General features: G+C 74.3%; 16 protein-coding genes. 6 read left to right on the top strand and 10 right to left on the bottom strand.

Going from position 1 to position 18,327, the window contains the following annotated elements; all coding sequences use genetic code 11:
• Nucleotides 1–51: 51 nt before the first annotated feature.
• The 3 genes from AB5970_RS13920 to AB5970_RS13910 form a co-directional block, all read right to left on the bottom strand.
• Nucleotides 52–1,449, bottom strand: a complete 1,398-nt coding sequence (locus AB5970_RS13920; RefSeq protein ID WP_370504550.1) for an ABC transporter substrate-binding protein — start codon at nucleotides 1,447–1,449, stop codon at nucleotides 52–54.
• Between the two features lie 98 nt (nucleotides 1,450–1,547).
• On the bottom strand, nucleotides 1,548–3,191 hold the full coding sequence (locus tag AB5970_RS13915; protein WP_370504549.1) for a glycoside hydrolase family 13 protein: 1,644 nt from the start codon (nucleotides 3,189–3,191) through the stop codon (nucleotides 1,548–1,550).
• 258 nt (nucleotides 3,192–3,449) lie between these two features.
• Nucleotides 3,450–4,478 carry a LacI family DNA-binding transcriptional regulator gene (locus tag AB5970_RS13910; RefSeq protein WP_370504548.1) on the bottom strand — a complete coding sequence of 343 codons (1,029 nt, stop codon included), beginning with the start codon at nucleotides 4,476–4,478 and terminating at the stop codon, nucleotides 3,450–3,452.
• A 178-nt stretch (nucleotides 4,479–4,656) separates the two neighbouring features.
• Here AB5970_RS13910 and AB5970_RS13905 point away from each other — a divergent pair, with 178 nt between their 5' ends.
• A complete protein-coding gene (locus AB5970_RS13905) occupies nucleotides 4,657–5,517 on the top strand; it encodes a serine/threonine-protein kinase (RefSeq protein WP_370504547.1) in 861 nt (286 codons plus the stop codon).
• Between the two features lies 1 nt (nucleotide 5,518).
• On the opposite strand, the gene AB5970_RS13900 is transcribed toward AB5970_RS13905, so the two are convergent.
• Nucleotides 5,519–5,995, bottom strand: coding sequence for a MarR family winged helix-turn-helix transcriptional regulator (locus AB5970_RS13900; RefSeq protein WP_370504546.1), 477 nt, complete (start codon nucleotides 5,993–5,995; stop codon nucleotides 5,519–5,521).
• A 186-nt stretch (nucleotides 5,996–6,181) separates the two neighbouring features.
• On the opposite strand from AB5970_RS13900, the gene AB5970_RS13895 reads away from it, so the two are divergent.
• From AB5970_RS13895 to AB5970_RS13885, 3 genes are all read left to right on the top strand, one after another.
• On the top strand, nucleotides 6,182–6,757 hold the full coding sequence (locus AB5970_RS13895) for an NYN domain-containing protein (protein WP_370504545.1): 576 nt from the start codon (nucleotides 6,182–6,184) through the stop codon (nucleotides 6,755–6,757).
• A 248-nt stretch (nucleotides 6,758–7,005) separates the two neighbouring features.
• Nucleotides 7,006–7,644, top strand: coding sequence for a hypothetical protein (locus AB5970_RS13890; protein ID WP_370504544.1), 639 nt, complete (start codon nucleotides 7,006–7,008; stop codon nucleotides 7,642–7,644).
• 1 nt (nucleotide 7,645) lies between these two features.
• Nucleotides 7,646–10,087: a hypothetical protein gene (locus AB5970_RS13885; RefSeq protein ID WP_370504543.1), complete on the top strand. Its 2,442-nt coding sequence runs from the start codon at nucleotides 7,646–7,648 to the stop codon at nucleotides 10,085–10,087.
• A gap of 62 nt (nucleotides 10,088–10,149) precedes the next feature.
• Here AB5970_RS13885 and AB5970_RS13880 read toward each other — a convergent pair whose 3' ends face one another.
• From AB5970_RS13880 to nirB, 6 genes are read right to left on the bottom strand one after another with little or no spacing between them, the layout of a single operon-like run.
• Nucleotides 10,150–10,899, bottom strand: coding sequence for a hypothetical protein (locus AB5970_RS13880; RefSeq protein ID WP_370504542.1), 750 nt, complete (start codon nucleotides 10,897–10,899; stop codon nucleotides 10,150–10,152).
• A gap of 45 nt (nucleotides 10,900–10,944) precedes the next feature.
• The gene (locus AB5970_RS13875) at nucleotides 10,945–11,676 is read right to left on the bottom strand and encodes a sirohydrochlorin chelatase (RefSeq protein ID WP_370504541.1); all 732 of its coding nucleotides are present in this window, start codon (nucleotides 11,674–11,676) and stop codon (nucleotides 10,945–10,947) included.
• Nucleotides 11,673–12,791, bottom strand: coding sequence for a uroporphyrinogen-III synthase (locus tag AB5970_RS13870; protein ID WP_370504540.1), 1,119 nt, complete (start codon nucleotides 12,789–12,791; stop codon nucleotides 11,673–11,675). Before AB5970_RS13870 ends, AB5970_RS13875 begins: the two co-directional genes overlap by 4 nt.
• The gene (cobA, locus tag AB5970_RS13865; RefSeq protein WP_370504539.1) at nucleotides 12,788–14,053 is read right to left on the bottom strand and encodes a uroporphyrinogen-III C-methyltransferase; all 1,266 of its coding nucleotides are present in this window, start codon (nucleotides 14,051–14,053) and stop codon (nucleotides 12,788–12,790) included. Before cobA ends, AB5970_RS13870 begins: the two co-directional genes overlap by 4 nt.
• A complete protein-coding gene (gene nirD / locus AB5970_RS13860; RefSeq protein WP_370504538.1) occupies nucleotides 14,050–14,424 on the bottom strand; it encodes a nitrite reductase small subunit NirD in 375 nt (124 codons plus the stop codon). The genes cobA and nirD overlap by 4 nt, the downstream gene beginning before the upstream one ends.
• Nucleotides 14,421–17,003 carry a nitrite reductase large subunit NirB gene (gene nirB, locus AB5970_RS13855; RefSeq protein WP_370504537.1) on the bottom strand — a complete coding sequence of 861 codons (2,583 nt, stop codon included), beginning with the start codon at nucleotides 17,001–17,003 and terminating at the stop codon, nucleotides 14,421–14,423. The genes nirD and nirB overlap by 4 nt, the downstream gene beginning before the upstream one ends.
• A gap of 135 nt (nucleotides 17,004–17,138) precedes the next feature.
• Here nirB and AB5970_RS13850 point away from each other — a divergent pair, with 135 nt between their 5' ends.
• Together AB5970_RS13850 and AB5970_RS13845 are read left to right on the top strand one after the other, a co-directional pair.
• On the top strand, nucleotides 17,139–17,669 hold the full coding sequence (locus AB5970_RS13850; protein ID WP_370504536.1) for a DUF1697 domain-containing protein: 531 nt from the start codon (nucleotides 17,139–17,141) through the stop codon (nucleotides 17,667–17,669).
• Nucleotides 17,670–17,682: 13 nt separating this feature from the next.
• Nucleotides 17,683–18,129 carry an HIT family protein gene (locus tag AB5970_RS13845; RefSeq protein ID WP_370504535.1) on the top strand — a complete coding sequence of 149 codons (447 nt, stop codon included), beginning with the start codon at nucleotides 17,683–17,685 and terminating at the stop codon, nucleotides 18,127–18,129.
• Nucleotides 18,130–18,327 lie beyond the last annotated feature (198 nt).

Raw genomic sequence — 18,327 nt, 5'->3', positions numbered from 1 at the left:
CCGGGGGGGCCCCCCCCCCCGCCCCCCCCCCCCCCCCCCCCACCTCGGGGATCAGCCGGCCTGGTCGATCAGGGCCTGGGACTGCGCGTTGGCGTCCTTGAGCAGCTGGTCCAGGTCGACGCTGGGGTCGGTCATGACCGCCTGCACGATCGGGAAGAGCAGCCCGTAGGTCTCCTGCGTCGCGCGAGCGGCCTCAGGGATGACCGGCTGGGTGAACATGACGTCGGTGTAGCCCGCCATGTGGTCCAGCGGGACGTTGACGTAGTCCTTGATCCAGCCGAGCGAGGTCTCGTACTGCTCCTTGCTGAAGATCGGCAGGGTCGGGGTGCCGACGGCCTGCGGAGGCGTCTGCTCCGCGAGGATCTTGGCGTCCGCGACGGCCTGGTCCTGGTCCACCAGCTTGGACAGGTACCAGAAGTCGATCCACTTGACGGCGGCGTCCTTCTCCTCGTCCGTCGCCTGCGGCGCCACGGCGGCGTAGGTGCCACCGCCGAGCGTGCCCGCCTTGTCGCCCTCGGTGGGCAGCGCGGTCAGCCCGTAGTCCAGGTTGTCCGCGGTGACCCCGTTGTTCTGCACCAGCGCGGTGTAGATGTCCGAGCCCGACGTGTACATGGCGAACTGGCCGGCGGCGAAGCCCGCGTTGATGTCGCCCCAGCCCAGCTGGGTGTTCTCCAGCAGAGAGCCGTCCGACTTGAGGTCGCCCAGGAACTGCAGCGACTCCTTGACGGCCGGGTCGGTCAGCGTGGCCTTGTAGCTGTCGCCGTCGAGCACCTGGGTGCGGCCGCCGCGCGAGTAGGCCGCGGCCGTCAGCTGCCAGCCGCCCGCGTTGTCGAGCGCCATCATCGCGTAGCCCGGGACGCCGGTCTTGTCGTGGATGGTCTTGGCGTCCGCCCGGACCTCGTCCCACGTCGTCGGCGGCTTGTCGGGGTCGAGCCCGGCGTCCGAGAACAGCTTGCGGTTGTAGTGCAGCGCCACGGCGTAGATCGACTTGGCGGGGACCGCGTAGACCTTCCCGTCGTCGCTGAGCCCGGCGGCCAGGACCTCCTGGTTGAAGTCGTTCGCGTAGGAGAGCTGCTTGACCTGGTCGTCGATGTCGGCGATCTGGCCGTTCTGGATCAGCACCTTGGTGTCGGTGGCCGGCACCTCGAAGACGTCGGGCAGCGTGCCGCCGGCGAGGTCGGCCGCGAAGGTCGACGCCAGCCAGTTGTACTCCTGCGTCTTGATCGTGATGTCCGGGTACTTCTCCTCGAACTGCTGGACGCGCTCGTTCAGCGCGTCCACGGCCGTCTGCTCGGCGCCGGGCTGGAGGCCGGCGACCGTGATGGTGACCTTGTCGGCGCCGGCCGACGACGAGTCGCCCGACGGGGTGTCGTCGTTGCTGCACGCGGCCAGCAGGCCGAGCGAGAGCACACCGGCCATGGTGAGCGCGGTGGTGCGTGAGGACCTCATCGTCACTCCTTCGTGAGGGAACGCCCCTGACAGGGTGCCAGGTCGCGATCGTGTTCTGCGGTCGGGATCAGTGCGGGTCGAGCTGTGGTGCGGTCGGGTCAGGCGGGGGTGCGCAGCCACGCGGCGGTGTCGCGGGGCAGCAGACCTGCGTCGAGCGGGGCGCTCGCGAGCAGGACATCGGTGTGGGCGGGCAGGACGGCGGGTTCGTCGCCCAGGTTCACGACGCACACGAGGTCGCCACGGGCGAACGCGAGCACGTCGTCGGCGGAGTCGATCCACGTCATCGGGCCGTCGCCCAGGGCGGGCTCCGACCGGCGGATCGCCAGCAGGTCGCGGTACAGGTGCAGGGTCGACGCGGGGTCGGCCTCCTGCGCCGTGACGGTCAGGCCGGCCCAGGCGGCCGGCTGCGGGAGCCACGGCCGCGCCGTGGAGCCGTCGGGGCTGAACCCGTAGGGCGACGTCGAGCCGGACCAGGGCAGCGGCACGCGGCAGCCGTCCCGGCCCGGGTCGACGCCCTCCGAGCGGAAGTGCATCGGGTCCTGCAGCACGGCGAGCGGCAGGTCCTCGACCTCCGGCAGCCCGAGCTCGTCGCCCTGGTAGATGTACAGGGACCCGGGAAGGGCGGCCGTGAGCAGGGCGGCGGCGCGGGCGCGGCGCAGGCCGACGGTCAGGTCGGTCGGCGTGCCGAAGCGCTTGGCGGTGAACGCGAACGAGGTGTCGTCGCGGCCGTACCGCGTGACGGGGCGCGTGACGTCGTGGTTGGAGAGCACCCACGTGGCGGGCGCCCCCACCGGCCCGTGCGCCGCGAGCGTGATGTCGATCGACTCGCGCAGCTGCTTGGCGTCCCAGGGGCGCGCCATGAAGTCGAAGTTGAAGGCGGTGTGCATCTCGTCGGCCCGCAGGTACTGCGCGAAGCGCGCCTTGTCCTGCAGCCACACCTCGCCGACGAGCACGCGCGTGCCCGCGTACGAGTCCGCCACGGCCCGCCAGCCCCGGTAGACGTCGTGCAGCTCGTCGCGGTCGACGTGCGGGTGCTCGCCGGGCCCGGGGTGGGCGGGCACCTCGGGCAGCGACGCGTCCTTGACCAGCAGCGCCGCCGAGTCGATCCGGATCCCGGCGACGCCGCGGTCGAACCAGAACCGCAGCACCGACTCGAACTCGGCGACCACGTCGGGGTGCGACCAGTTGACGTCGGGCTGCTGCGGCGCGAACAGGTGCAGGTACCACTCGCCCGGCGTGCCGTCGGGGTTGGTCGTGCGCGTCCAGGTGCTGCCCTGGAAGTCGGAGACCCACCCGGTCGGGATGGTCTCGCCGTGCTCGCCCTTGCCGGGGTGGAACCAGAACCGGTCGCGCTCCGGCGAGCCCGGACCGGCGGCCAGCGCGGCCTGGAACCACTCGTGCTGGTCGGACACGTGGTTGGGGACGACGTCGATGATCGTCCGGATGCCGAGCGCGAGGGCCTCGGCGATGACCTGCTCGGCCTCCTCGAGCGTGCCGAACGCCGGGTCGATCGCGCGGTAGTCGGCGACGTCGTAGCCGCCGTCCGCGAGCGGGGACACGTACCACGGGGTGACCCAGATGGCGTCGACGCCGAGGTCCCGCAGGTACGGGAGGCGGGAGCGCAGGCCCGCCAGGTCGCCGGTGCCGTCGCCGTTCCCGTCCGCGAAGCTGCGCGGGTAGACCTGGTAGATCACTGCGCCACGCCACCACTGCGGGTCGGTCTCGGGCTGAGCCTGCGCCACTCGGGTCTCGTCTCTCGTGGGCCACCGTCGGCGTCGCCGGGGCCGGTTGTCCTGGTGCGTCCTGCGGCAGGGCGTGCTCCGCGGACCCGGAGGACCACCACGAGACGTCGATGTCGCGTTCCAGACACTAAAGGACGCGACTGGAACCACGCAAGAAACTGACAAGACAGTTATCGAAGCGTGACTTACCGCGGTCGGGAAGCAAGAGACCCCACCCCGCCGGCGCGGCGGGATGGGGTCGGTCGAGCGGCGGGCGGGTCAGTCGGCGAGCGCCACCGGCTGGGCGGGGGCGGGGCCGGTCGAGCCGCGGACGACGAGCTCGGGCTCGAACAGCAGCTCGTCCTGCGGCACGGCTCCCCCGTGGATCTGGCTGACCAGCAGGTCGATCGCGGCCCGGCCCATGGGCTCGATCGGCTGGCGCACGGTGGTCAGCGGGGGCTCGGTGCAGCTCATGAAGGCGGAGTCGTCGTAGCCCACCACGGAGACGTCGTCGGGCACGCGCAGGCCGGCCCGGCGAGCGGCGCGGATGACGCCGAGCGCCAGCGGGTCGCTCGCGCAGACGATGCCCGTGACCCCCTCGCGCAGCAGCCGGTTGCCCGCGGCCTGGCCGCTCTCCAGCGAGTAGGCGCTGCGCACCACGTGGTCGGCGCCGAGCTCGAGGCCCAGGCGCTGCATGATCGCCTGCGCCGCGCGGAGCTTGCGCTCGGACGGCACGTGGTCCACGGGGCCCAGCACGAGGCCGATCCGGGTGTGCCCGAGCGACGCCAGGTGGCCCACCGCCTGCTCGATGGCCACCTCGTCGTCGCACGACACCCGCGGGAACGGGAGCTCCTCGATGGACGCGTTGATGAGGACGACCGGCAGGTGGCGGCCCGTCAGCCGCTCGTAGTGGCCGTGCGACGCGTCGCGCTGGGCGTAGTGCCCGCCCGCGAACACGATGCCGGAGACCTGCTGCCCGAGCAGCAGCTCGACGTAGTCGGCCTCGGAGACCCCGCCGGCGGTCTGGGTGCACAGCACGGGGGTGAACCCCTGCTGCGCGAGCGCACCGCCCACCACCTCGGCGAACGCCGGGAAGATCGGGTTCTGCAGCTCGGGCAGGACGAGCCCGACCAGCCGGGCGCGCTCGCCGCGCAGCTTGGTCGGCCGCTCGTAGCCGAGCACGTCGAGCGCCGTGAGCACGGCCTCGCGCGTCGACTCCGACACACCGGGCTTGCCGTTGAGCACGCGGCTGACGGTCGCCTCGGAGACGCCGACCTTGCGTGCCACCTCTGCGAGTCGCCGTGACATGCTCGTCACCCTACCGTCGCGGGCTGCAAGCCGCTTGCATCCCGCTGCAAGTGCCCGACGTGCCGGGATCACCCGTTCGCGCGCTCCGTCTTGTGTCGGCGTGCGCCGAGAGCGGCCTGCTCCTACCGTCGTTCCTGCCCGGCGCCTCGTGAGCGCACCCCGAGAGACAGGCGTTCCCGTGCCGTTGACCGAGTCCCGCCCGTCGGCGAGCCCCGCGCTCGGCCGGCGCTACCACCTCGAGCAGCAGCTCGGGCGGGGCGGGTCGGGCGAGGTGTTCCGGGCGACCGACGCCCGCCTGGACCGCGCGGTCGCGCTCAAGCTGTTCGCCATCGGCGGGGCCTCGCCCGACGAGATCCGGCGCTACGCGCACGAGGCCCGCGTGCTGTCGTCGCTCGCGCATCCCAGCCTGGTCGCGCTGCTGGACGTCGGCGCCGACGTGCTGCCGGACGTCGGACCCGTCGCGTTCCTCGTGATGGAGCTCGTCGACGGCCGCACGCTGCGGGACACGATCGCGGACGGACCGCTGGCGCCGGGCCTCACGGCCGACGTCGGACGCCAGCTGGCGCTCGCGCTCGCCCACGCGCACGGTGCCGGCGTCGTGCACCGCGACGTGAAGCCCTCCAACGTGCTCGTCGCCACGGAGCGCGCCGCCGGCGGTGCGCGCGACGCCCCGTGGCTGCCGGTGGTGCTCGCCGACTTCGGCATCGCCGTGACCACCGCGAACGCGGCCCCGGCGTCTCGCGGGTCGTCCGGCACGGCGGGCTACCAGAGCCCCGAGCAGGCCCTCGGGGTGCCGGCCGGCCCGGCCAGCGACATCTACTCCCTCGGCCTCGTGCTGCTCGAGTGCCTCACGGGCACGCGCGCCTATCCCGGCGACCCGCTGACCAGCGCGCTGGCCCGCCTGCTGGAGCCGGTGGAGATCCCGGAGCGCGTCGGGCGCGACTGGACGCGCCTGCTGCGCGCCATGACCGCGGAGGACCCGGCCGCCCGACCGGCACCGACCGCGGTGGCCGCCGAGCTGCGGGCGCTGCGCGCCTAGGTCACGACGGGTCGGGGATCGACGCCTGCGCCGCGCGCAGCTTGTCGGTCAGCGTCCGCAGGGTGGCCAGCTCGTCGGCGTCCAGGGCCCCGCCCACCAGGCGCCGGATCGACCGCACGTGCCGCCGCCCGATCTCCCGCTGGACGCGCGCCCCCTCGGGGGTCAGGCTCACGGCCACGCCCCGGGCGTCGCCCTCGACCGGTCGCCGCCGCACCAGGCCCGCGACCTCGAGCCGCTCGACCAGGCGGGACAGGCTGGGCTGGGTCAGCAGGCTGCCTTCCCCCAGCTCCTTGAGCCGCGCCGTGCCGTCCGGGCAGCCCGAGAGCGTGAAGAGGACGTCGTACTCGCGGATGGTCAGGTCGCCCCAGACGTCGTCGCGCTGGAACCGCCGCATGAGGGCGACCTGCGCGCGGAACAGCGACTCCCACGCCTCCGCGGCCTCGCGCGCGCCCGGCAGCTCGCGCACGTCGTCGTCCATCGGTCGGCCTCCCCAAAGTCCATGCAAACGTATCGAGCTCAACGCCCGCGGCGTCGGACCTGTTCCGGCGCCCGGACATCGGGCGCGCGCTCGACGGACCACCCGCGCCGCCACCCGACGTGCGGTCCCGGGTCCTGCGGGCGGGACCCCGGGCCGGTACGTGCTACCTGCGGATACGCTGACGCGATGACGACCGAGGCCGCCCCGCGCACCACCTACCTGCTGGTGGACGGCGAGAACATCGACGCGACCCTCGGGTCCTCGATCCTGGGCGGCCGACCCACCCCCGAGCAGCGGCCCCGCTGGGAGCGCGTGCTGACGTTCGCGCAGCAGACGTGGAACCAGCCCGTGAAGGCGCTGTTCTTCCTCAACGCCTCGAACGGCTCGCTGCCGATGTCGTTCGTGCAGGCGCTCCTCGCCATCGGGTTCCAGCCGATCCCGCTGTCGGGCGAGTCGTACGAGAAGGTCGTCGACATCGGCATCAAGCGCACGCTCGAGGCCATCTCCGGCCGCGGCGGCGACGTGCTCCTGGCCAGCCACGACGGCGACTTCGCGCCCGAGCTCGAGGCGCTGGTCGACGACGACGACCGCCGGGTCGGCCTGCTGGCGTTCCGCGAGTTCACCAGCACCCAGCTCTCGGCGCTCGTGGCGCGGGGGCTCGAGACGTTCGACCTCGAGGGCGACGTCGCCGCGTTCAACGTCCAGCTGCCGCGCCTGCGGATCATCCCGCTCGAGGAGTTCGACCCGCTGCGCTACCTCTGAGCGGTGCGCCAGTGACCTAGGTCACGACGCCATAACGATGTACCTGCTACCGGTCCGGTTTTACCTAGTACCGCGTGGCTCAGGTGCTTCGTCCGCTGGTAGACAAGCGCCTGGTTCCGCCCGAGAAGCGTGCGGACCTGAGCCGTCAACGGCGACGGTGCAGGTCAGCACCCTCTCGGGCGGCCATCTACCGGCAGCACCGACCGCGCGGACCAACCTCGCGCGGCGGTCACCACGACGAGGTGGTCATGAAGCGTCACATCTTGGCGGGGCTCGTCCTCGCACTCCTCACGACGGCGATCGTGCTGTTCTCCGGACCCGAGCTGCAGAGCGTCGCGCTGCACGGCGCGGCGCTCGGCGGCGCGCTCGGCCTGGTGCCGGACCGCTCCCCCGCCCAGCGCGCCGGTGGCTTCGCGGTCGGCTTCGCCGCCGCCTGGCTGGGCTACGCGCTGCGCGCCGCGGCGCTGCCCGACGCCGCCGCGGGCCGCGCGGTCGCGGTGCTCGTCGTCCTGGGGGTGTGCCTCGCCGTCGCCGGCCTGAGCCGCGGGAAGCTGCCGCTGTGGTCGACGCTGCTCGGCGCGGCCGCGATGGCCGGTGCCTACGAGGCGACCTACTCCGCCGACCCCACCGCGTTCGTCACCTCGTCGTCTGCCACCGCCACCTCGATCCTGCTCGCCGCGGGCGCCGGGTTCCTGGCGACGTCGCTGCTCGGCGTGGTCGTCGTGCAGGACCGCGAGCAGGAGCGTGCCGAGCAGGCCCTGCCGCTGGCCGAGGTCGAGCAGCCCGCCGCCGCCTACGAGGGCGCCGCGAACTTCGCCGAGGCCCCCCGCGGCCCGCGCCGCGGCCTGCCCGCCACCCGTCCTTTCGACCCCCAGCCGGAGGCCTGACGTGCGACGCACGACCACCACGGCGGCAGCAGCCGTCGTCCTGATCCCCCTGCTCGTGTGCGCCGCGGGCTCCCCGGCGATGGCCGCGGACTCCGGCGACGTCGCCGTGACCAACACCGAGACCGTGCAGGCCCGCCTCTCGTCGACGGGTGCGTTCCAGGAGGCGCGCGTCTACGACCAGCTCGCCCTCAGCGGCAAGGGCACGGCGACCATCTCCAACCCGGTCTCCACCAAGGGCCTGCGCAACCTCGACGGCTTCGGCGGCTACAAGGTGGTCGACGGCAAGCTCGTGAGCACGCTCAGCGTCGACGGCGAGCGCCGCGAGCGCTCCGTGAGCACGTACGACAAGGACCTCCCCCTCACGGTCGAGGTCACGTACACGCTCGACGGCAAGGCGGTCCAGCCGGGCGCCGTCGTCGGCAAGTCCGGCACGCTCGGCGTCCACTACAAGGTGACCAACACGACCGGCAAGACCCAGGACGTCACGTACGACGACGGCACGGGCACGCAGGCGACCGCCTCGGCCGAGACCGTCATCCCCATGATCGGGCAGCTGGTCACGGTCCTGCCGTCGACCTTCACCGACGTGCAGTCCGACGAGGCCGGCATGGCCGGCGACGGGCACGGCGGCACGCGGATGCAGTTCCAGATGACGCTCTTCCCGCCCATCGGCTCGGACACCGCGGAGTTCGGCTACACCGCGAAGGTCAGCCACGCAGTCGTGCCGAAGGCCAACCTCACGTCCATGCCGGTCTCGCCGCTGGACTACCCCTCGTTCAAGGGCGGCGCGCAGAGCTACCAGTCCGGCGCGCAGAAGGGCGTCGACCTCACCGGGGCCGGCCTGCTGCTCGACGACAGCGTGCTGCAGCTCCACGACGGCGCGGCCCAGCTGCTGGCGGGCCTGCTCCAGCTCCGCGACGGCGCGGCCCAGCTGGAGTCCGGGCTCAACGACTCCGCGGCTCCCGGCGCGGCCGAGCTCGCTGCCGGCCTGACCGGCGAGGCCGCACCCGGTGCCGCGCAGCTGGCGGCAGGCGCCAAGCAGCTCGACGACGGCCTCGCGCAGGCCCGCGCCAAGGCGCCGCAGCTGCTCGACGGCCTCGTGCAGGTGGACGGCGGGCTCGCCCTCGTCGATGCCGGCCTGGCCAAGCTGTACGGCGACATCGGCAACCTCGACAAGGACCCGGGCGTCGCCAAGCTCCACGCCGGCATCGCCAAGCTGCGCGACGGGATCGGCTCGACCACCACGCCGAACACCCTGCTCGCCGGCGTGGACCAGCTCCGGCAGCAGGTCGGCACCGGAGCACCGCAGCTGTTGAGCGTGCTCGCGGCAGGCATCTACAGCACCAGCCCCACGGCGCCCGGCGCCTACCAGCAGCTCGACTGTGCGATCGCGGTGCTGACCGACGTGCGTGACGGCGCGAGCGCGCTGGCTCCGGGCCTCCACCCGTGCTACCCCGGCGGGCGTCCCGCGATGCCGCCCGCCGGACAGCCCAATGCGACCGTGATCGGCGGCCTGATCACACAGCTCACGGCCGGCAAGGCCAAGTTCGCCGACCCGGCCAACCTCGGCAACCCGAGCTCGGCGGCGTTCTACGGCTCGGCGCTGCCCGCGACCGCCAACCTCCAGCAGGGCCTGACGTACCTGCAGGGTCGGCTCGCGAACATCGCGGGCCCCGGGCTGGCCACGGTCGAGTGCGGGCTGAGCTCCAAGTCTCTGCCGGGAGTCTGCGACCTCACGAAGCCGGGTCTGCTCGAAGGGCTCACGGCCACCGCGGCTGTCGACGGTTTCGACGGCGTCGACGCCGGCGTCTCGCTGCTGGTCAGCGGCGTGACCGCCAAGGTTCAGGCGGGAGTGGGTACGGCGACCGACACGAAGGCGAACGGCACGCTGCGCGGTGGCGTCCACTCGCTGCAGTCGGGCACCGACCAGCTCAGCGCGGGCGGCGACACCCTCTCCTCCGGCCTCGCCCAGCTCGGTGCGGGCGCCACGCGGCTCAACGACGGTGCGGGCAAGCTCTCGGCCGGCGTCTCCCGTGCGGCCGCCGGCTCGCGGGCGCTGTCCGAGGGCCTCGCCGCCGCGGCCGACGGGTCCACGCAGCTGTCCGACGGCCTCGACACGGCGGCCGAGGGTGCGCCGAAGCTGGTCGACGGCACGCAGCAGCTGTCCGACGAGGGCACCTCGCAGGTGGTGGTCAGCGGGCAGGACACCGCCGAGGACTTCGGCGTGAAGTACGCGGTGCTCAGCGCCGGCGCCGAGCGGGCGTCGACCGAGGGCATGGCGTACGGCGCACCGGAGGGTGCGGTGGGTGCGACGGCCTACTCGATCGACATCGCCGGGGCGGACGGCTCCGGGGTCAGCTCGCTGGGTCGGTTCATCGCGGCGATCGTCCTGTTCGCCGGCGGCGTCGGCCTGGCAGGGCTCGCGCGGCGGCGCTTCGCCTGACCTCACCCGAAGGACGCCGAAGGCGTGCGGCCCCACCCCCGGGCCGCACGCCTTCGGGCTGTCTAGCCTCCGAAGCCCTCCGCGAGGGTCGCGTCGATGGCGTCCTCCACCTGCTGGCGGTGCGGGGTGTCGAACAGCTCGACCCCGTGCGCGCGCCCGCTGAGCTCCAGGAACGTGCTCGGGTCGTCCTTGCGGGACACCGCCCGCGACGAGGACACGCCGACGTTCGGGTCGTCGGTCGACGCGATGACCAGCAACGGCCCGGTGTAGTCGCTCGACGCGGGCATGGCGTTGAGCCCCTCGAAGCTGGAGGGCGGCCCGAGGGCCACCACCGCTACGGGGTCGACGTCGTCGGCGAGGGCCGCCGCGTAGGTGCCGCCCTTGGAGGCCCCGACGAGCGCGACGTCCGTGGCGCCCAGGCTGCGCAGCACGTCGACGGCCGCGAGGAAGGACGCCTTGTCGTCGGCGGACCAGCTGAACGTGGCGACCACGTAGCCCTCGTCCGCGAGCCGCGGCAGCTGGCCGGCCCACTGGCACGGACCGCCCTCGCTCTGCGGCGCCAGCACCACGCCCTTGGTGCCGGTGCCCGCGTACGCGACGAGGGTGGCGTCGTCCTCGGGCCCCGTGGTCACGGCGGACGTGCCGTCCGGGAGGCAGGCCGGGGTGTCGGCCGGGCGCAGCTCGATCGACGCCCCGCTCGCCGTGGGGGTCGCAGGTGACGTCGACCCGGCGTCGTCGGAGCCCGACCCGGTGCAGGCGGCGAGGGAGAGCACGAGGACCGCGGCGGCCGCGGACGAGCGCAGTGTCGGCATCCCCCGTTCCTAGGGGTACGGAGCGACCCGGGGCAAGCCCCGTCCTCAGGTGGCGGCGTCGTACCGGTCGAGCACGATGTCGACCAGCCGGCCGTCGGGCGCGAGCGGCGCCGTCACGACGTCCGCGCCCGCCTCGAGCACGCGGTCGTAGAAGTAGCCGGGCGCCAGCAGGTAGGAGGCCACGACCACGCGGCCACCGGGCGGCAGGTCCGCGCGCGCGGTCGCCACCGCCGCCGGGACCCGCGGCTCGGCGCCGGCGCCGTACCCGATGGTCACGGGCTGCTCCAGCCGGTCGGCCAGGCCGGCCGCGACGGACTCCACCGCGAGCGCGGCAGCCGGGTCGGACGACCCGGCGGCGGCCAGCACCACCGAGTCGTCGTCGCCGAGCCCCGCCGTCCGCAGGCGGTCCACGAGGATGTCGACCAGCCGCAGGTCGGGGCCGAGCGGGGAGGCCGCCGTGGCGCCGGGCTGGTCCACGGCCTCGGCGATGTCGACCTTGACGTGGAAGCCGATCGACAGCAGCAGCGGCACCACCACGGCGCCGGACGCGTCGCTCTCCAGCGCGTGCGCGACGACGTCGGCGACCTCCGGCTGCTGGACGTCCACGAAGGCCTCGCGCACGTCGAGCTCGGGCCGGGCGGTGGCCACGCCGGTGAGGATCGACCGGACGGCCGCGCGGCCGGCCGGGTCGTCCGTGCCGTGGGAGCAGCCGACCAGAACGGGACCCTCGAGGTCCAGCGGCGGCACCGGACCACGGGCGTGCAGGGCGTTCGTCATCCGACCTCCTCCAGCTGGAGACGGTATCCCCTCTTGACCACCGTGCGGATGAGAAGCCGGCTCCCCGTGGCCTCGCGCAGGCGCGCGATGGCCACCTCGGCCGCGTGCGGGTCGCGCGAGTCGCCGGGCAGCGCGGCCAGCACCTGGTCGCGCGGCACCACCGCGCCGCCGGCCGCGGCGAGCAGCCGCAGGACCTCGAGTCCCGTCGGGGTGAGCGCGAGCACGTGACCGTCGAGCACGGCGGTGCCGCGGTGCACCTGCAGCGGGCCGGCCACGGTCTGCAGCGCCTGCAGCCCGCCGTAGTGGCCGACGAGCGCGCGGACCAGGGAGCCCAGCCGGCCGCGGTCGGGCACCAGCGGCTCGATCCCCCGCTCCTGCAGCGGCTTGGCGGTGATCGGGCCGACCGCGGCCATCACCACGCTGCCCCGCCGGGCGAGCGCGACGATCCGGTCGGTGACGCCGGCGCCGTCGGCGGCCGTGAGCCAGGCGGCCGCACCCGGCGCGGACGTGAACACGACGGCGTCGACCTCCCCGGCCGCGACCGCCCGGACGGACGCCTCCACGACACCCGGGTCGGGCGGCGGTCCCCAGCGGTAGACGACGAGGCTGCGCACGCGGGCGCCCGCCGCGGCGAACGCCTCGTCGAGCCCGTCGGCGCCGGCGCCGTGGTGCTGGACCGCGATGTCCCGCCCGGCGACGCCCTCGTCCAGCAGCACCTCGGCGATCTCCGCGCTGGTCTCCGACTCGGCCACCCAGTCGGCGGTCAGGCCCGCGGCCTGGATGGCGCCGCGCGCCTTGGGCCCGCGGGCGACGATCCGCGTGCCGCGCAGCATCTCGACCAGGGGCTCGTCGAGACCCGCGGCGTCCGCGGCCTCGATCCAGCCGCGGAACCCGATGCCCGTGGTGACGACGACGGTGTCCGGCGGGTCGGCGAGCAGGGAGCGCGTGCCCTCGAGCAGGGCCGCGTCGTCGGTGTGCGGCACCATCCCCAGCGCCGGCGCGTGGCGCACGGTGGCCCCGCGGCGACCGAGGGCTGCCGCGAGCTCGGCCGACCGGCGGTCGGCGGTGATGAGCACGACGAGGCCCGCGAGGGTCTGGTCGATGGGTTCGCTCACGGCGCCATTGTGACGGTCCCGGGGGCCGTTCGGTCGGCCGGACCGGTGGTGTGAGCCGCGTCACCAGGCTCGAGCAGGCCCGCGGCGGCCACCGCGCCCAGCACGATCACGGCGGGAGCGCGCACGCCGGCCGCCGCCGCGACGTCGACGACGTCGTCGAGCCGCGCGCGCGTCACGCGCTGGCCCGGCAGCGTCCCCTCCTCGACCAGCGCGACCGGCGTGGCCGGGTCGGCGCCGGCCTCGAGCGCCTCCGCCGCCAGGGCGGCCAGCGCGCTCACGCCCATGAGGACGACGACCGTGCACGACGCGTCCCGCAGGCCGGTGAGCGCTGCGGACGACCAGCCGTCGTGCCCGTTCATCACGTGCACCGCGCCGACGGTGCCGCGGTGCGTCAGCGGGATGCCCGCCGCGGCGGGCGCGGCGAACGCGCTGCTCACCCCGGGGACCACCTCGACGGCCACGCCGGCCTCCCGGCACGCGAGCACCTCCTCGCCGCCGCGGCCGTACACGAACGGGTCGCCGCCCTTGAGCCTGACGACCGTGCGACCGCGCTGCGCCTGCTCGACCAGGATCCGGCCGATCTCGTGCTGCGGCACCGGGTGGTGGCCCGGGGTCTTCCCGACGTCGATCACCTCGACGTCGGGCGCCAGCTCGTCCAGCACGGCGACGGGACCCAGGCGGTCGGTCACCACGACGTCGGCCTCGGCGAGCGCCCGGCGCCCGGCCAGCGTGAGCAGGCCGACGTCGCCCGGGCCGCCGCCGACCAGCACGACGCGCCCCTGACTGCTCCGGCGCCGGCGCAGGTCGACGCGCCCCTCGCGCAGCTGCTCGGCGAGGGCGTCGCGAACGGCGACGGTCCGGCGCGGGTCGGGCGCGCCGCTGGAGACCACCCCCACCAGCACGTCGCCCTGCTGGGTGGTCGCCGGCGTGCGGGCGGACCCGTCGGCGCCCGCGCCCGCGTCCACGCAGAACGTCTGCCGCGCCTCGGACCAGGCGACCACCGCGGCGTCCGTGGCCCGGTCGCCGGTGGCGGTGTGCACCAGCCACACGCCGTCGAGGTCGCCCTCGACCACCTCGCGCGGCCGCCACTCGACCAGCCCCCAGCGGTGCAGGTCGAGCAGGACCTCGCACAGCTGCGGCGCGACGACCACCACCCGCGCGGCGTCGGCCAGCAGCGACTGCACCCGCCGCGCGGCCACCGGGCCGCCGCCCACGACGAGCACGCGGCGGCCCGTGAGCTGGAGCCCGAGCATCGTGGTCATCGTCCGACCTCCACGAGCCCGTCGCGCACGCGGACCGGCCAGGAGCGCAGGTCGGGCGCCAGCCCCCGGGCGGGGACCTTGCCCGCGACGTCCAGGCAGCGCCCCGTCGTCAGGTCGAACACCTGCTTGTACATCGGGGAGGCGACCGTGGGTACCTCGGCGCCGTCGACGGACCGGGAGCCGACGATGCCGCGGGAGATCACGTGCGCGTCGCTGAACGGGTCGTGCTGCTGGACCGCCAGCACGCGGCCGTCGAGCAGCCGGAACAGCGCGACCTGCTCGCCGTCCAGCAGCGCGGCGGCCCCGCGCTCGGGGGCCAGGTCCTCCAGCCGGCAGACCGTGGTCCACACGGCCGTGTCGACGGCGGTCATGAGCGGACCTCCAGGGTGGTGCCGGCGACCAGGACGGGCTCCCCGCGCAGGGCGGCCGCCCGCTCGTCCGCCGTGGCGGGGCGGGACTGGCCCCGCTCCGGCACGTACGCCAGCGACGGGTCGGGGGTGTCGGGGGCGTTGACGAAGCTGGCGAACCGGCGCAGCTTCTCGGGGTCGTCGAGGGTGGCGCGCCACTCGTCTTCGTACTCGTCGACGTGCCGCGCCATCTGCTCGTCGAGGTCCGCCGCGATGCCGAGCGAGTCCTCGAGGACGACCGCGCGGACGCCGTCGAGGCCGCCCTCGACCTCCTCGATCCACGGCGCGGTCCGCTGCAGCCGGTCGGCCGTGCGCACGTAGTAGAGGAGGAACCGGTCGATGGTCCGCACCAGCGTCTCGGTGTCGAGGTCCTCGGCCAGCAGCTGCGCGTGCCGCGGCGTGAACCCGCCGTTGCCGCCCACGTAGACGTTCCAGCCCTTGTCGGTGGCGATCACGCCGACGTCCTTGCCGCGGGCCTCGGCGCACTCGCGCGCGCAGCCCGAGACGCCCAGCTTGATCTTGTGCGGCGAGCGCAGCCCGCGGTAGCGCAGCTCGAGCATGACCGCGAGCGCCACCGAGTCCTGCACGCCGAACCGGCACCACGTCGAGCCGACGCACGACTTCACGGTCCGCAGCGACTTGCCGTAGGCGTGGCCGGACTCGAACCCCGCGTCCACCAGGCGCTGCCAGATGAGCGGCAGCTGGTCGATGCGGGCGCCGAACATGTCGATCCGCTGGCCGCCCGTGATCTTGGTGTACAGCCCGAAGTCCTTGGCCACGGCCCCGATGGCGATGAGCCCCTCGGGCGTCACCTCGCCGCCGGCGATCCGCGGGACCACCGAGTACGAGCCGTCCTTCTGCAGGTTGGCCATCACGTGGTCGTTGGTGTCCTGCAGCGCGGCGCGCTCGCCCTCCAGCACGTGCGCGGGCGACGTCGTCGACAGGATCGAGGCCACCGTCGGCCGGCAGATGTCGCAGCCTCGCCCCTCGGCGCGCGTGCCGAACCGCTCGATGACCTGCGTGAACGACGAGACGCCCGACACCCGCACGGCGTCGTAGAGCTGCGCGCGGGACAGGGCGAAGTGCTCGCACAGCGCGGTGCTCACGGCGATGCCCTGCGCGGCCAGCTCGGTGGTCACCAGCTTCTTGACCAGCGGGAGGCACGAGCCGCAGCTGGTGCCGGCCTTGGTGCAGGCCTTGACCGCGCCGAGGTCCGTGCACGCATGCTCGGTGACCGCCCTGCGGATGGTGCCCGCCGAGACGTTGTTGCACGAGCACACGGCGGCGTCGTCGGGCAGCTCGAGGTCGGGTGCTCCCCCGCCGCCCTCCGGCAGCAGGTACGCGGCGGGGTCGCCCGGCAGCTCGCGGCCGAGCATCGGGCGCAGCCCGGCGTAGGCGCTGGCGTCGCCGACGAGCACGCCGCCGAGCAGCGTGCGGGCGTCGTCGGACATCACGAGCTTCTTGTAGACGCCGCCCACCGGGTCCGCCCAGACGATCTCGAGGGCGCCCGGCGTGACGCCGAACGCGTCGCCGAAGCTGGCGACGTCGACGCCCGAGAGCTTGAGCTTGGTCGCGGTGTCGGCGCCCGGGAACGTCGACGAGCCGCCCAGCAGCCGGTCGGCCGTGATCTCCGCCATCGCGTACCCCGGGGCCACCAGTCCGATGGTGGCGCCCTGGATGCACGCGACCTCGCCGACCGCGGAGATGTCCGGGTCGCTGGTCAGGCAGGTGTCGTCGACCACGACGCCGCCGCGCTCGCCGATCGCCAGCCCCGACGCCCGGCCCAGCTCGTCGCGCGGCCGCACGCCCGCGGCGATGACGACCACGTCCGCGTCGACCCGACCGCCGTCGGCGAGGTCCAGCCGGCCCACGCCGCCGCGGCGGTGCGGGCGGATGCGCGTGGTCATCGCGTTGAGCCGGACGCCGACGCCCAGCTGGTTGATGAGCCGCCGCAGGGCCTCGCCGCCGCCCAGGTCCACCTGCGCCGACATGAGGTGCGTGCCCACCTGCAGGACCGTCGTGCGGGCGCCGAGCGCCTGCAGAGCCCCCGCCGCCTCGAGCCCGAGGAGCCCGCCGCCGAGCACGGCACCCTTGACCACGCGGTCCTCGGAGAGCTTCTCGACGTAGCCGCGCAGCGCCGCGACGTCGTCGACCGTGCGGTACACGAACACGCCCGGCAGGTCGGCGCCCTCGAGCGGCGGGACCCACGCGGAGCTCCCCGTGGCCAGCACGAGGTGGTCGTAGTGCTCCACGCGGCCGCGGCTCGTGGTGACGGTCCGCGCCTCGCGGTCCACCTGCGTGACCGCGTCGTCGCGCACCAGCGTCACCAGCGGGTCCGACCAGAGCGCCGGGTCGCCCAGAGCGAGGTCGTCGGCGTCGCGGCCCGAGAAGTAGCTGGTGAGCGCGACGCGGTCGTACGGGCGGCGCGGCTCCTCGGCCAGGACCGTGATCCGCCAGGTGCCGGCGGTGTCCCGGTCGCGCAGCGCCTCGACCAGCCGCTGCGCGACCATGCCGCCGCCGACGACGACGAGGTGCTGGTTCATGGGGTGCTCCGTCGGGCTGGGGGCTGGGGCGCCTCCCACGGTAGGAACCGGTTGTTTCCAGCGGTGGTGCCCGTCCGTTACCCCGGTGGAACCTTTCCCGCACATGACGTTGGTCCTGAGTGTGAGAGTGACGTCATGAGCCCCGTCATCGCCCTCCTGCGGGCCGCCAACGTCGGCGGCCGGACCATCACGGCCGCCCAGCTGCGCGCCGCCGCCGAGGGCCTCGGCCACACCGAGGTCGCCACGTACGTCAACAGCGGGAACCTCGTCCTCGTGCCGGCCGGAGCGGCCGCGGCGGTGGGTCCCGGGCTGTCGGACGCGCTGGCCGCCGAGCTCGGCTTCGAGGTCCCGGTGCTCACGCGGACGCTCGCGCAGTGGCAGGCGATCGTCGAGCGCCTGCCGTTCCCCGACGAGGCCGCGTCCGACCCGGCGCACCTCGTCCTCTACTGCTGGGACGGCGCGCCGTCGACGGGCTTCGACCCCACGCCCTACGGCAACGAGCGGGTCGCGTTCGCCGGGCACGAGATGTATGCGTACTTCCCCGACGGCATCGGCCGCTCGAAGCTGACCCTCCCCCTGATCGAGAAGTCGACCGGCCGCCGCGGCACGGCCCGGAACTGGAACACGGTCCGCGCGCTGCTGCGGCTCGCGCGCGAGCGCGCCTGACTAGCGTGGGCGCATGACCACCCTGTTCACCAAGATCATCGACGGCGAGATCCCGGGCCGGTTCGTGTGGGCCGACGACGTCGCCGTCGCGTTCGGCACCATCGCCCCGATCACCGACGGACACGTGCTCGTGGTCCCCCGCGCGGAGATCGCGCAGCTCACCGACGCCCCCGACGACGTGCTGAGCCACCTGGTCCTCGTGGCCCGCACCATCGGGCGGGCGCAGCAGCGGTCGTGGTCCGCGCCGCGCGCCGCGCTGCTCGTCGCCGGGTTCGAGGTCCCCCACCTGCACCTGCACGTGCTGCCCGCCTGGGACGAGGCGAGCCTCTCGTTCCGCAACGCCCGCACGGACGTCCCGGCGGCGGACCTGGACGCGGCGGCGGAGCGGGTCCGCGCCGCGCTCGTCGACCTGGGCCACGGCGCCCACGTCCCGGCGTCGCTGGGCTCCCCGGCGCACTGAGCCTCCCGATGCGTCCGCACGATCGAGCGCCCCGGCGACCGAAAGCGCGGACATTGCGCACGGAGAATCGCTGCGTCCGCAGAATCGAGCGCGCCGACGACGGAAAGTGCGGACGTCCGAGGGGTGTGCGGCATCGGCGCGGTGCGCGCGGGCGTTGTGCCTGCAGAAGTGCACAGGCGGCGCGCGCAGGATGGGTGA

Origin of the sequence: Cellulomonas sp. ICMP 17802, from assembly GCF_041295535.1 — a bacterium.
In the GTDB taxonomy this organism is placed as follows: domain Bacteria; phylum Actinomycetota; class Actinomycetes; order Actinomycetales; family Cellulomonadaceae; genus Cellulomonas.
This window is presented reverse-complemented; position numbering and strand designations above follow the sequence as displayed.

Excerpts from the sequence above, each read along its gene's own strand:
- AB5970_RS13850 (WP_370504536.1), top strand. The coding sequence starts at position 17,139 with ATGAGCCCCGTCATCGCCCTCCTGCGGGCCGCCAACGTCGGCGGCCGG.
- AB5970_RS13890 (WP_370504544.1), top strand. The coding sequence starts at position 7,006 with ATGAAGCGTCACATCTTGGCGGGGCTCGTCCTCGCACTCCTCACGACG.
- cobA (WP_370504539.1), bottom strand. The coding sequence starts at position 14,053 with ATGACCACGATGCTCGGGCTCCAGCTCACGGGCCGCCGCGTGCTCGTC.
- nirB (WP_370504537.1), bottom strand. The coding sequence starts at position 17,003 with ATGAACCAGCACCTCGTCGTCGTCGGCGGCGGCATGGTCGCGCAGCGG.
- AB5970_RS13895 (WP_370504545.1), top strand. The coding sequence starts at position 6,182 with ATGACGACCGAGGCCGCCCCGCGCACCACCTACCTGCTGGTGGACGGC.
- AB5970_RS13900 (WP_370504546.1), bottom strand. The coding sequence starts at position 5,995 with ATGGACGACGACGTGCGCGAGCTGCCGGGCGCGCGCGAGGCCGCGGAG.
- AB5970_RS13910 (WP_370504548.1), bottom strand. The coding sequence starts at position 4,478 with ATGTCACGGCGACTCGCAGAGGTGGCACGCAAGGTCGGCGTCTCCGAG.
- AB5970_RS13880 (WP_370504542.1), bottom strand. The coding sequence starts at position 10,899 with ATGCCGACACTGCGCTCGTCCGCGGCCGCCGCGGTCCTCGTGCTCTCC.
- AB5970_RS13875 (WP_370504541.1), bottom strand. The coding sequence starts at position 11,676 with ATGACGAACGCCCTGCACGCCCGTGGTCCGGTGCCGCCGCTGGACCTC.
- AB5970_RS13845 (WP_370504535.1), top strand. The coding sequence starts at position 17,683 with ATGACCACCCTGTTCACCAAGATCATCGACGGCGAGATCCCGGGCCGG.
- AB5970_RS13920 (WP_370504550.1), bottom strand. The coding sequence starts at position 1,449 with ATGAGGTCCTCACGCACCACCGCGCTCACCATGGCCGGTGTGCTCTCG.
- nirD (WP_370504538.1), bottom strand. The coding sequence starts at position 14,424 with ATGACCGCCGTCGACACGGCCGTGTGGACCACGGTCTGCCGGCTGGAG.